Here is a 12,933-nt window from a genome sequence, read left to right on the forward strand (position 1 = left end):
CCGCCTGGGTCTCCGGATCAATCACGGTCAATGCGAGTCACCCCAGCCACGGTCTTCTGGCCGACCTCGACCGCGACCTCCACGCCCGCGGGCAGGTAGAGGTCGACACGCGAGCCGAAGCGGATCAGACCGATGCGGTCGCCCTGCTCGACCTTCGTGCCCTCGGGGATGTAGGGCACGATGCGGCGGGCCACCGCGCCGGCGATCTGGATCATCTCGATGTCGCCGAGTTCGGTGTCGAAATGCCAGACTACGCGCTCGTTGTTCTCGCTCTCCTTGTTGAAAGCTGGAACAAAGCCGCCGGGGATGTGCTCGACCGACGTCACCGTGCCCGCGAGGGGCGCGCGGTTGACGTGGACGTTGAGCGGGCTCATGAAGATGGCGACGCGGGTGCGGCCGTCCTTCCACGGCATGATGCTCTGCACCACACCGTCGGCGGGGGAGATGACGCGGCCCGTGGCGACCTCGCGCTCCGGGTCGCGGAAGAACCACAGCATGCCCGCCGCGAGCGCGGTGGCGGGCACGGCGACGGCCTTGGCTGCGCCCGAGCGGCGGGCGCGGACCAGGCTGAGGGCTGCGGTGGCGACGGTCGGGAGAAGCCACGGCGATGCTCCGCGCGCGAGGCGTGCGCCTACCAGGCTGTCGCGGTGTGCAGAGGTTTGGCTGTGGGGCATGGATGACCTTCGTAGCGGATGATGCCGCGCGGTGACGGGGGACGGCGGCTTTCCCGGGATCGTACCGGTCGCAGGCCACAACTGGGCAAGCCAGTCAGTCGAGTCGGCGGCCGAAGAGGGTCTACGGGGTGTGATCTTCTTCTCGACGAAAACACCCCGTATCCGGACAATCAGCCCTGGAATCGATACTCTTCGAGCAACCTGCGCCCGATGATCATTTTCTGGATCTCGGCGGTGCCTTCGCCGATGAGCAGCATCGGCGCCTCCCGGTAGAGGCGCTCGATCTCGTACTCCTTGGAGAAGCCGTACCCGCCGTGGATCCGGAAGGCATCCTCCACGACCTCCTTGCAGTACTCGGAGGCGAGGTACTTCGCCATCCCTGCCTCGAGGTCGTTTCGTTCCCCGGAGTCCTTTTTGCGTGCCGCGTTCACCATCATGGCATGCGCGGCCTCGACCTTGGTGGCCATGTCGGCCAGCTTGAACTGGATGGCCTGGTGCTGGGCGATCGCCTTGCCGAAAGTGTGCCGCTGCTGGGCGTACCGGACACCCAGCTCGAAGGCACGCTGAGCGACACCGCAGCCACGCGCCGCCACGTTGACGCGGCCGACCTCGACGCCGTCCATCATTTGGTAAAAACCTCGGCCGGTGACGCCGCCGAGCACCCGATCGGCCGGAACGCGCAGGCCGTCCATGATCAACTCGGTCGTGTCGACGCCCTTGTAGCCCATCTTGTCGATCTTGCCGGGGATGGTGAGGCCGGGACGCACCTCGCCGAACCCGGGCTCCTTCTCCACCAGGAAGGTCGTCATCGACTTGTGCGGGGCCGTGCCCTCGGGGTGTCCTTCGTCACTTCGGACCAGAACGGCCACGAGCGAGGACGTGCCGCCGTTCGTCAGCCACATCTTCTGGCCGTTCAGGACGTACTCGTCGCCGTCCTTCACCGCCTTGGAGGTGATCGCCGACACGTCGGAGCCCAGGGCCGGCTCCGACATCGAGAAGGCGCCGCGGATGTCGCCGGCCGCCATCCGGGGCAGGAAGTGGTCCTTCTGCTCCTGCGTGCCGTGCTGCTTGAGCATGTACGCCACGATGAAGTGCGTGTTGATGATGCCGGACACCGACATCCAGCCCCGGGCGATCTCCTCGACGCACAGCGCGTACGTCAGGAGGGACTCGCCCAGGCCGCCGTACTCCTCGGGAATCATCAGGCCGAACAGGCCGAGCTCCTTGAGGCCGTCGACGATCGCTTGCGGATACTCGTCACGGTGCTCCAGCTCGGTGGCGACCGGGATGATCTCCTTGTCCACGAAGTCGCGGACGGTGGAGAGGATCTCCTGCTGGACGTCGGTCAGACCGGCGGTCTGGGCGAGACGGGCCATGGCTACTTCTCCTGCTCCTTGAGCTCCGGGCGGCCCGGCTGCTCGCCGCCGCGCTCCTTGATGTAGGTCTCGGTGGGCACCATGACCTTGCGGCGGAAGACGCACACCAGGGTGCCGTCCTGCTTGTAGCCCTTGGTCTCGACGTGGACGATCCCGCGGTCGTTCTTCGACTTCGACGGCCACTTGTCGAGGACGGTGGTCTGCCCGTAGATCGTGTCGCCGTGGAAGGTCGGCGCCACGTGCCTGAGCGACTCGATCTCCAGGTTGGCGATCGCCTTGCCGGAGACGTCCGGGACGGACATGCCGAGCAGCAGCGAGTAGACGTAGTTCCCGACCACGACGTTCTTCCCGAAGTCCGTGGTGCTCTCCGCGTAGTTGGCGTCCATGTGGAGCGGGTGGTGGTTCATGGTGAGCAGGCAGAACAGGTGATCGTCGTACTCCGTGACCGTCTTTCCCGGCCAGTGCTTGTACGTCGCCCCGACCTCGAACTCCTCGTACGTGCGTCCGAACTGCATCGCGCTCAGGCCTCCGGGATCTCGAACTTGCCGGTGCGCCGCATGCCGGCGGCGCGCCCCTTGCCCGCGATGACCAGGGCCATCTTGCGGCTGGCCTCGTCGATCATCTCGTCGCCGAGCATGGCGGAGCCCTTCTTGCCGCCCGCCTCGGAGGTGTAGTAGTCGTACGCGTCCAGGATCAGCTCGGCGTGGTCGTAGTCCTCCTGCGAGGGCGAGAAGATCTCGTTGGACGCCTCGACCTGGCCCGGGTGCAGCACCCACTTGCCGTCGAAGCCGAGGGCCGCGGCGCGCCCGGCCACCTCGCGGTAGCCGTCCACGTTGCGGATCTGCAGGTAGGGGCCGTCGATCGCCTGGAGGTCGTTGGCGCGGGCGGCCATCAGGATCTTCATCAGGATGTAGTGGTAGGCGTCCGCCGGGTAGCCGGGCGGCTGCTCGCCCACGACGAGCGACTTCATGTTGATGGAGGCCATGAAGTCGGCCGGGCCGAAGATGATCGTCTCGGTGCGCGGGGAGGCCTGCGCGATCTCGTTGACGTTGTTCAGGCCCTGCGCGTTCTCGATCTGCGCCTCGATGCCGATCCGGCCGACCTCGAAGCCCATGGTCTTCTCGATCTGGGTGAGCAGCAGGTCCAGCGCCACGATCTGCTGGGCGTTCTGCACCTTCGGCAGCATGATGCAGTCGAGGTTCTGGCCGGCGCCCTCGACGACCGTGACGACGTCGCGGTACGTCCATTCGGTCGTCCAGTCGTTGACCCGCACGACGCGCGTCTTGCCGGTCCAGTCGCCCTCGTTGAGGAACTTGACGATGGTGTGCCGCGCCTCGGGCTTGGCGAGCGGCGCGCACGCGTCCTCCAGGTCGAGGAAGACCTGGTCCGCCGGGAGGCCCTGCGCCTTCTCCAGGAAGCGCGGGTTGCTTCCCGGGACCGCCAGACAGGAGCGGCGCGGGCGAAGGCGGTTGACGGTCGTCATGCGGGGACCTCCAGGGGGTCGAGCTTGTTCGCTTTCCGGATCTCGTCGACGATGCGGCCGATGATCCCGGTGATGTCGAAGTCCTTCGGGGTGAACACCGCGGCCACACCGGCGGCCCTGAGCTGTTCGGCGTCACCGTTCGGGATGATGCCACCTGCGATCACCGGTATATCTGTGGCACCGGCCACACGCAGCCGCTGGAGTACGTCCGGGACCAGCTGGGCGTGCGAACCGGAGAGGATCGACAGGCCGACCGCGTGCACGTCCTCGGCCAGGGCCGCGTCCACGATCTGCTCGGGGGTGAGCCTGATGCCCTGGTAGACCACCTCGAAGCCGGCGTCGCGCGCGCGGACGGCGATCTGCTCGGCGCCGTTGGAGTGCCCGTCGAGGCCCGGCTTGCCGACCAGGAAGCGGAGTTTGCCGACGCCCATGTCGCGCGCGGTGGCGGCCACCTTGGCGCGGACCTCGGCGAGCGCCGAGCCGGCCTCGGCGGCGACGGCCACCGGCGCGGAGGACACCCCGGTGGGCGCCCGGTACTCGCCGAACACCTCGCGCAGGGCCCCCGCCCACTCGCCGGTCGTGACCCCGGCGCGGGCGCACTCCAGGGTGGCCTCCATGAGGTTCGCGGTGCCCTTGGCCGCCTCCTTCAGCCGCTCCAGCGCCTTGCAGGGGCGCGGGTGGTTGAAGGGCGGCTGGTAGCGGGTGTCCCGCCAGCGCCCCAGGGACTCGATGACGCGGGCCTCGACCGCCGGGTCGACCGTCTGGATCGCGGTGTCCAGATCGGCGGTGAGCGGGTTCGGCTCGGTGCCCTCGAAGGCGTTGACGCCGATGATCTTCTCCTGGCCGGACTCGATCCGGGCCCGGCGCTCGGCGTGCGAGGCGACCAGCTGCGACTTGAGGTAGCCGGACTCCACGGCGGCCATCGCGCCGCCCATCTCCTGGATGCGGTCCATCTCCGCGAGGGACTCCGCCACGAGGGCGTCCACCTTCGCCTCGATGACGTGCGAGCCCTCGAAGATGTCCTCGTACTCCAGCAGGTCGCTCTCGTAGGCGAGGACCTGCTGGATGCGCAGCGACCACTGCTGGTCCCAGGGGCGGGGCAGGCCGAGGGCCTCGTTCCAGGCGGGCAGCTGCACGGCACGCGCGCGTGCGTCCTTCGACAGGGTCACGGCCAGCATCTCGAGCACGATCCGCTGGACGTTGTTCTCCGGCTGCGCCTCGGTCAGGCCGAGGGAGTTGACCTGGACGCCGTAGCGGAAGCGGCGCTGCTTGGGGTTCTCGATGCCGTACCGCTCGCGGGTGACCTTGTCCCAGATGCGGCCGAACGCCCGCATCTTGCACATCTCCTCGATGAAGCGGACGCCCGCGTTCACGAAGAAGGAGATCCGCGCGACCACGTCGCCCATGCGCTCCTGGGGCACCTGGCCGGAGTCGCGCACGGCGTCCAGGACGGCGATCGCGGTGGACATCGCGTACGCGATCTCCTGCACCGGCGTGGCCCCGGCCTCCTGCAGGTGGTAGCTGCAGATGTTGATCGGGTTCCACTTCGGGATGTGGGAGACCGTGTACGCGATCATGTCCGTCGTCAGGCGGAGCGACGGGCCCGGCGGGAAGACGTGCGTGCCGCGGGACAGGTACTCCTTGACGATGTCGTTCTGGGTCGTGCCCTGGAGCTGGGTGACGTCCACGCCCTGCTCCTCGGCGACGACCTGGTAGAGCGCCAGCAGCCACATGGCCGTGGCATTGATCGTCATCGAGGTGTTCATCTGGTCCAGGGGGATGTCCTGGAACAGCCGGCGCATGTCACCGAGGTGCGCGACGGGCACGCCGACCCGGCCCACCTCGCCGCGGGCGAGGATGTGGTCGGAGTCGTAGCCGGTCTGTGTCGGCAGGTCGAACGCCACCGACAGACCGGTCTGGCCCTTGGCGAGGTTGCGCCGGTACAGCTCGTTGGACGCCTCGGCCGTGGAGTGACCGGCATACGTGCGCATGAGCCACGGCCGGTCCTTCTGACGCTCAGTCATCTATGACCTCGGGTGTCCTCAGATGTTGCGGAAGCGGTTGATGGCGTCGATGTGCTGGGCGCGCATCTCCTGGTCGCGCACGCCCAGGCCCTCCTCGGGCGCCAGGCACAGCACGCCGACCTTGCCCTGGTGCAGGTTGCGGTGGACGTCGTACGTCGCCTGGCCGGTCTCCTCCAGGGAGTAGACCTTCGACAGGGTCGGGTGGATCTTGCCCTTGGCGATGAGGCGGTTGGCCTCCCAGGCCTCGCGGTAGTTGGCGAAGTGGGAGCCGATGATCCGCTTGAGCGACATCCACAGGTAGCGGTTGTCGTACTCGTGCATGTAGCCCGAGGTCGAGGCGCAGGTGGTGATGGTCCCGCCCTTGCGGGTGACGAACACGGAGGCGCCGAAGGTCTCGCGGCCGGGGTGCTCGAAGACGATGTCGATGTCCTCGCCGCCGGTGAGCTCACGGATGCGCTTGCCGAAGCGCTTCCACTCCTTCGGGTCCTGGGTGTTCTCGTCCTTCCAGAACTTGTAGCCCTCGGCGTTGCGGTCGATGATCGCCTCGGCGCCCATGGAGCGGCAGATCCCGGCCTTCTGATCGCTGGAGACGACGCAGATCGGGTTGGCGCCGCCGGCGAGGGCGAACTGGGTGGCGTACGAGCCGAGGCCGCCGCTCGCGCCCCAGATCAGGACGTTGTCGCCCTGCTTCATGCCGGCGCCGTTGCGGGAGACGAGCTGGCGGTAGGCGGTGGAGTTCACCAGGCCCGGGGCCGCGGCCTCCTCCCAGCTCAGGTGGTCCGGCTTCGGCATCAGCTGGTTGGACTTCACCAGCGCGATCTCGGCGAGGCCGCCGAAGTTGGTCTCGAAGCCCCAGATGCGCTGCTCGGGGTCGAGCATCGTGTCGTTGTGGCCGTCCGAGGACTCCAGCTCGACGGAGAGGCAGTGGGCCACGACCTCGTCACCGGGCTTCCACGCGTTGACGCCCGGGCCGGTGCGCAGGACGACGCCGGCGAGGTCGGAACCGATGATGTGGTACGGCAGGTCGTGGCGCTTGGCCAGCTCGTTGGTGCGGCCGTAGCGCTCCAGGAACCCGAACGTGGACAGCGGCTCGAAGATCGAGGTCCACACCGAGTTGTAGTTCACCGAGGAGGCCATGACGGCCACCAGGGCTTCGCCCGGTCCCAGTTCGGGCACGGGGACGTCGTCGAGGTGGATCGACTTGCGCGGGTCCTTGTCGCGGGTCTCGAGGCCCGCGAACATCTCCGTCTCGTCCTTGTGCACGGTGATCGCGCGGTACGAGTCGGGGAGCGGCAGAGCGGCGAAGTCGGCGGACGTGGCGTCCTTCGACTGGATCGCGTCCAGGATGTCCTTCACGGTCACGGTGTTGCCTCCGGCGGTGAGCGCCCTGAGGGAGGGGCGCCTGTGGATTCGTCGGTGCTGCGATGAGTGCTGCTGAGGGTTTCGGGGTGTGCCGTCGGTTCGGCTCGGTGGTGCTTCGGCAGCGCTTTGTGGCGCGAGAGGTTGCCTGTGACGCAGGCGTCCGGGCGGGCAGGCCATCGGCTTGCTGGGACAGCCGACGCGCGATCGGTCGCTGCGCGCCGGCCGCCCGGACTCCCTTCAACGTATGACACCGCGTGTCAGGTGACAAGGCACTGAGTGCCAGAACTTGCTCTCAGATGAAATCTTTACGTAACAAATGAGCGATGATCGATCGAACGGGGCTCGAAATCCACTCGAAAACGGGTCCCGGCATGGCAAAACGGCCACCCCGAAGGGTGGCCGTCCTCATGAGCGCGGGGAGCTGTCAGCGCTCCTTCAGCGCCTCCTCGATCGTCCGCATGACCTCTGCCAGGGGCGCGTCGGTACGGGCCACCGTCACCAGCACCTCACCGTGCGGGGAGACCGTCGCCGGGGCGTGGCCGGACGCCGGCCGCCCGGCCGGGCCGCGCCCCGCCCCGATGCCCGACCCGAAGGTCTTGCGCACGATGGCGAAGGCGTGGTCCAGCTGGGCCTCGACGTCCCCCTGGCCGCCCGCCCGCAGCCAGCGCCTGAGCACGTGGTTGTGGGCGGTGACGACGGCGGAGGCGGCGACCTCGGCGAGCAGCGGGTCGTCGTTGGCGTCGTCGGCGTGCGCGTGCTCGTCGAAGTGGCCGAGCAGATAGCGGGTGAACAGGCGCTCGTAGCGGGCCACCGAGGCGATCTCGGCCTCGCGCAGCGTGGGCACCTCCCGCGTGAGCTTGTAGCGGGCGACCGAGATCTCCGGCCGGGCCGCGTACATCCTCATGACTTCCTTGATGCCGCGGCACACCGTGTCGAGCGGGTGCTCATGTGCGGGGGCGGCGTTGAGGACCGCCTCGGCGCGGATCAGCGTGTCGTCGTGGTCCGGGAAGATCGCCTCTTCCTTGGAGCGGAAGTGCCGGAAGAAGGTGCGCCGGGCGACACCGGCCGCGGCCGCGATCTCGTCGACGGTGGTCGCCTCGTAGCCCTTCGTCGCGAACAGCTCCATGGCTGCGGCGGCCAGTTCTCGGCGCATCTTGAGCCGCTGGGCGGCGGCGCGGCTGCCGGCGGCACTCTCCGGCGCGTCGGGCGTAGCTGGTGTACGTGAGGACTTGGCGGGCTGGGACATGACCCGAAAGTACTGCATGTGCCCAGCCTGATGCGCAGGCCCGGGGTTCCCCCCGCCCGTCACGGGCGGGGGTCCTCCGGCCGGGTCGAGCAGTCCGCCCCAGTCCGTCTCCGGGTCCGACCAGTCGCCGGCGCCGTCAGCGGCGGGCATACTCGCGGAAGCCGCGGCCGGTCTTGCGGCCGAGGCAGCCCGCGGCCACCAGGTGCTCCAGCAGCGGTGCCGGGGCGAGGCCCGGGTCGCGGAACTCGCGGTGCAGCACCTTCTCGATGGCCAGCGAGACGTCCAGGCCGACGACGTCCAGCAGCTCGAAGGGGCCCATCGGGTAGCCGCCGCCCAGCCTCATCGCCGCGTCGATGTCGTCGAGCGACGCGTAGTGCTCCTGCACCATCTTGATCGCGTTGTTGAGGTAGGGGAACAGCAGCGCGTTGACGATGAACCCCGCGCGGTCCCCGCAGTCGACGGGGTGCTTCTTGATCTTGGCGCAGACCTCGCGGACCGTCGAGTGGACGTCGTCCGCGGTCAGCACCGTGCGGACCACCTCGACCAGCTTCATGGCCGGCGCCGGGTTGAAGAAGTGCATGCCGATCACGTCCTGCGGCCGCGAGGTGGCGCGGGCGCAGGCGACGACGGGCAGCGAGGACGTGGTGGTGGCCAGGACCGCACCGGGCTTGCAGACCTTGTCCAGCGCCTGGAACAGCTGACGCTTGACCTCCAGGTCCTCGGCGACCGCCTCGACGGCCAGGTCCACGTCGGCGAAGGCTTCGTACGACCCGGCCGGGGCGACCCGGTCCAGGATCTGCGCGGCGGCCTCGGCGGTCAGCCGGCCCTTGTCGACCGAGCGCGCCAGGGACTTGCCGATCCGGGCCTTGGCGGCCTGCGCCTTCTCCTCGCTCCGGGCGGCCAGGACGACCTCGTAACCGGCCTTCGCGAACACCTCCGCGATCCCGGAGGCCATGGTGCCGGAGCCCGCGACACCGACCGAGCGGACCTCGCGGCCGGTGCCGAGCGCGCCGCCCGGAGCCGGGGTCAGCGCGTCCGGGACGACCGTGGCGCTGCCGGGCGCCTCGTAGGAGTAGAAGCCGCGCCCGGACTTGCGGCCGGTCAGGCCCGCCTCGCTGAGCTGCTTCAGGATCGGGGCGGGGGCGTGCAGCCGGTCGCGGGACTCGGCGTACATGGCCTCCAGGACCGTACGCGCGGTGTCGATGCCGATCAGGTCCAGCAGGGCCAGCGGGCCCATCGGCAGGCCGCAGCCGAGCCGCATCGCCGCGTCGATGTCCTCGCGGGAGGCGTACCTGGCCTCGTACATCGCGGCGGCCTGGTTGAGGTAGCCGAAGAGCAGCCCGTCCGCGACGAAGCCGGGGCGGTCGCCGACCGCGACCGGTTCCTTGCCCAGCTCGATCGCCAGGTCCGTGACCGCGGCGACGGCCTGCGGCGCGGTCAGCACGCACGAGACGACCTCGACCAGCTTCATGGCCGGCGCCGGGTTGAAGAAGTGCAGGCCGAGCACGCGCTCGGGCCGTGCCGAGTCGGCGGCCAGCCGGGTCACGGACAGCGCGTTGGTGCCGGTCGCGAGGATCGTGTCCGGGCGCACGATGCCGTCCAGTTCCCGGAAGATCTGCTGCTTGATCTCGTACGACTCCGGGACCACCTCGATGACGAGATCGGCGTCGGCCGCCGCGTGCAGGTCGCCGGAGGTGCGGACCCGGGCCAGCGTGCCGGCGCGCTCCGCCTCGGTGAGCCGGCCGCGCGCCACGGCGCGGGCGGTGGAGGCCTCCAGGGCGGCGAGGGACCTCGCGGCCTGGGCCTCGCTGATGTCGATGCCGATCACCTCGCGGCCGGCCTTCGCGAGGACCTCGGTGATGCCGGTGCCCATGGTGCCGAGGCCGACGACGGCGATCGTCCTGAGCGGGGACAGCGGGGTGGCGGACTGAGGGGACAGGGGAGTGGCCATCGCGGGACTCCAGAATGAGGGTGACGACGAGGAGCGCGCCGGGTGCGCCGGGAGGGCGCACCACGGAGCGATGAAGGAGTGCGGGTGTGCCGGGCTGCAAGCGCACACGCCCGGTACCGCCGGTCCCGTGGGCGCGCACACGCCCGGGAAGTGGCGGATCTCCGGCCGGCTCTGTCCCGAAGCCGGGCCGTACTGCGGTGCACACGGTGCACCGAACCGACAACGCCCGCGACGGCCGCGTCACCAGACCGTCGCCAGCGGAAGTGCGAGAGGTAACTCGCTCGAATGAGCTTAACCGGTGGGTAACGAGCGCGCCAGCCCTCCGACTTTGTGATGTGGCTCCCTCCTTCGGCACGACCCCTCTACGCTGGTGCGCGTGGACGAAGAGTTGCGATCGCTCACGGAACGCTTACGGCAGGAGGCGCGCGGCTCGGCGGCCTTCCAGCGGCTGCTGGACACCGGGGACCTCGGACGGCTGGCGGACGTCCTCACCGCGCCCGGACAGCCGCTGTGGGCGAGGGAACTGGCCGCGTTCCGCCTCGGACTCGCGGGGGACCGGCGCGCCTTCGAGTCCCTGGTGCTGCTGCTCAACCACCGCGACCCACCGCGCTGCGCCTCCGCCGCCCACGCCCTGGCCCGGCTCGGCGACCCGCGCACGGCCCGGGCGGCCGCCGCGCTCGCCACCAACGAACTGCGCGTCGCCTACGCCCTGCACCCGGTCCGGCTGCTCGTCGCCCTGCGCGCCCCGGAGTCCGTACCCGCGCTGATCACCACCCTGGAGCGGCGGCTGCGCCCGCACGACCCCTTCCGGCGGGTCGCCCTCGCCTGTGTGGAGGGCCTGGGCGCACTCGGCGACCCCCGCGCCCGCCGGGTACTGAACGAGGCCCTCGCCCACCCGGCCCTCGCGGAGGCGGCCGTACACGCCCTGGCCCGGATACCGCAGGACCGCGAGGCGAGGTGACGCCGGGGCAAGCCCCGGGATCCGCCGATGTGCGTCATGCCCGGACCCTGGCACAGTCGGCTTGCCGCCCGGCACGTTTCGCCGCCGCCCGACCGCGTCCTCCGCGTCGACCGTTTCCACCACGCCCCGAGCGACCCCGCTACCAGCTCAGGGCACGGCATCCCACTGGAGCACTAGGGGTGGAAGGCGAGCAGGCCGTGGAGGGTGGTGCTGCGGGACGAGGCGGAGGCCGTCTTGGTCTTCAGGGGCGCCGGGTCGGGTGACTTCGCGCAGACCGCGTCGGCCGTCCCGCCGCCGTGCGGCACCGTGCCGTCGGTCAGATACGCCGAGAGATGCCGGTCCAGGCAGGCGTTGCCGCTCAGCGTGATGCCGTGGTTGCCGCCGCCCTCCTCGACCACCAGGCTGGAGCCGGCCAGCAGCCGGTGGACCGTCACACCGCCCTGATAGGGGGTGGCGGCGTCGTCGGTCGCCTGGAAGAGCAGCGCCGGCGGCAGCTTGCCGTTGGTGACGTCCACCGGCTTCAGCGTGCCGGTCGGCCAGAACGCGCAGGGCGCGTTGTACCAGGTGTTGTTCCAGCTCATGAAGGGCGCCTTGCCGTACACCGCCCAGGTGTCCGTGCTCCAGTGGTTCCAGGAGCGGTGCCAGGAGGCGTCACGGCACTGCACGGCGGTGTAGACGCTGTAGCCGTTGTCGCCCGAGGCGTCCACGGCGCCGAAGTTCTCGTACGCCTTCACGAGCGGCCCGGTGTCCTGGTGGTGGACGTAGGCCGCGAACGCCTCGGCGAGGTAGGGCCAGTAGCCGTTGTAGTAGCCGCCCGGCATGAAGGTGTCCTCCAGTTCGGAGGCGCCGACCTTGCCGCCGGCCGGCCTTCTCGCCAGAGCCGCCCGCATCGCGTACCACTCGGCCTCCACCTTCGCGGGGTCGCGGCCGAGCCCGTAGGTGGCGTCGTACCTGGCGATCCAGGCCATCAGGGCGCGGTGGCGGTCGTCGAAGGCGTGGTCCTGGCCCAGGTTGTCCCCGTACCAGACGCCGGTCGGGTCGACGATCGAGTCCAGCACCAGGCGGCGGACCCGGTCCGGGTGCAGCTTGGCGTAGACGGCGCCGAGATAGGTGCCGTAGGAGTAGCCGAGGTAGCTGATCGTCCGGGCGCCGAGGGCCTGCCGGACGGAGTCCATGTCCTCGGCGGCGCTGACGGTGTCGATGTAGGGCAGCAGATCGGCGTACTTGCGGCCGCAGGCGGCGGCGAAGGACTTCGCCCGGTCGAGGTTCGCCCGCTCCAGCGCGGGCGTGGCCGGCAGGCTGTCCGGGCGCACCGGGCGGAAGTGGCCGGGCACGCAGTCCAGCGCCGGGGTGCTCCGGCCGACCCCGCGCGGGTCGAAGCCGATGACGTCGTACTGGGCGGCCACACTCCTCGGCAGCGCCGACGCGACGAACCCGGCCAGTGTCAGCCCGCTGCCGCCGGGGCCCCCGGGATTGACCAGGAGCGGGCCCTGGAACGTCCGCGCGGTGTGCGGGACGCGGGACAGGGCGAGCGTGATCTGCCGGCCGGCCGGCTTCGCGTGGTCGAGGGGCACCCGCAGGGAGGCGCACTGGAGCGCCGGGTAGTCGCTCGTGCCGCACTCCTTCCAGGCGACGGCTGCCGCCGGAGCGGCCGGAGCGGGCCCCGCGGTGGGAGCCGCCGGCATCGCGAGTGCGGCCGGGGCCGCAGGTGCAGGCGAGGCCGGGCGGGCCGCTCGCGCGGGGACGGCCGTGGCCGAACCCGCCAGCACGGCCGCGGCCGCGCAGAGCACGGCTGCGCGTCTTCTCATGGGTCCTCCCGGGACGGAGGTTGCGACGAACCGCGAGGATCACGGCTC

Annotated in this window: 10 protein-coding genes; 1 reads left to right on the forward strand and 9 read right to left on the reverse strand. The window is 70.2% G+C overall.

Annotated elements, in window-relative coordinates:
• Positions 1–17: 17 nt before the first annotated feature.
• The 8 genes from ABVB68_RS16530 to ABVB68_RS16565 form a co-directional block, all read right to left on the reverse strand.
• A complete protein-coding gene (locus tag ABVB68_RS16530) occupies positions 18–674 on the reverse strand; it encodes a phosphatidylserine decarboxylase (RefSeq protein WP_353601775.1) in 657 nt (218 codons plus the stop codon).
• Between the two features lie 170 nt (positions 675–844).
• Positions 845–2,050: an acyl-CoA dehydrogenase family protein gene (locus ABVB68_RS16535; RefSeq protein WP_353601776.1), complete on the reverse strand. Its 1,206-nt coding sequence runs from the start codon at positions 2,048–2,050 to the stop codon at positions 845–847.
• Positions 2,051–2,052: 2 nt separating this feature from the next.
• Positions 2,053–2,565: a MaoC family dehydratase gene (locus ABVB68_RS16540; RefSeq protein WP_353601777.1), complete on the reverse strand. Its 513-nt coding sequence runs from the start codon at positions 2,563–2,565 to the stop codon at positions 2,053–2,055.
• Positions 2,566–2,570: 5 nt separating this feature from the next.
• A complete protein-coding gene (locus ABVB68_RS16545) occupies positions 2,571–3,533 on the reverse strand; it encodes an HpcH/HpaI aldolase/citrate lyase family protein (protein ID WP_353601778.1) in 963 nt (320 codons plus the stop codon).
• Positions 3,530–5,557 (reverse strand): ethylmalonyl-CoA mutase, encoded by a 2,028-nt coding sequence (locus ABVB68_RS16550; protein WP_353601779.1) that lies wholly within the window; start codon positions 5,555–5,557, stop codon positions 3,530–3,532. Before ABVB68_RS16550 ends, ABVB68_RS16545 begins: the two co-directional genes overlap by 4 nt.
• An 18-nt stretch (positions 5,558–5,575) precedes the next feature.
• The gene (gene ccrA, locus ABVB68_RS16555) at positions 5,576–6,913 is read right to left on the reverse strand and encodes a crotonyl-CoA carboxylase/reductase (RefSeq protein WP_353601843.1); all 1,338 of its coding nucleotides are present in this window, start codon (positions 6,911–6,913) and stop codon (positions 5,576–5,578) included.
• A 430-nt stretch (positions 6,914–7,343) separates the two neighbouring features.
• A complete protein-coding gene (locus ABVB68_RS16560) occupies positions 7,344–8,165 on the reverse strand; it encodes a TetR family transcriptional regulator (RefSeq protein ID WP_353601780.1) in 822 nt (273 codons plus the stop codon).
• Between the two features lie 136 nt (positions 8,166–8,301).
• The gene (locus tag ABVB68_RS16565; RefSeq protein WP_353601781.1) at positions 8,302–10,116 is read right to left on the reverse strand and encodes a 3-hydroxyacyl-CoA dehydrogenase family protein; all 1,815 of its coding nucleotides are present in this window, start codon (positions 10,114–10,116) and stop codon (positions 8,302–8,304) included.
• Positions 10,117–10,492: 376 nt separating this feature from the next.
• Here ABVB68_RS16565 and ABVB68_RS16570 point away from each other — a divergent pair, with 376 nt between their 5' ends.
• Complete coding sequence (locus tag ABVB68_RS16570; RefSeq protein WP_353601782.1) at positions 10,493–11,077, forward strand: adenylosuccinate lyase; 585 nt, start codon at positions 10,493–10,495, stop codon at positions 11,075–11,077.
• Positions 11,078–11,250: 173 nt separating this feature from the next.
• Here the strand turns inward: ABVB68_RS16570 and ABVB68_RS16575 are convergent, their stop codons facing one another.
• Positions 11,251–12,885: an alpha/beta hydrolase gene (locus ABVB68_RS16575; RefSeq protein ID WP_353601783.1), complete on the reverse strand. Its 1,635-nt coding sequence runs from the start codon at positions 12,883–12,885 to the stop codon at positions 11,251–11,253.
• Positions 12,886–12,933 lie beyond the last annotated feature (48 nt).

Source organism: Streptomyces sp. NPDC096012 (assembly GCF_040426375.1).
In the GTDB taxonomy this organism is placed as follows: Bacteria; Actinomycetota; Actinomycetes; order Streptomycetales; family Streptomycetaceae; genus Streptomyces.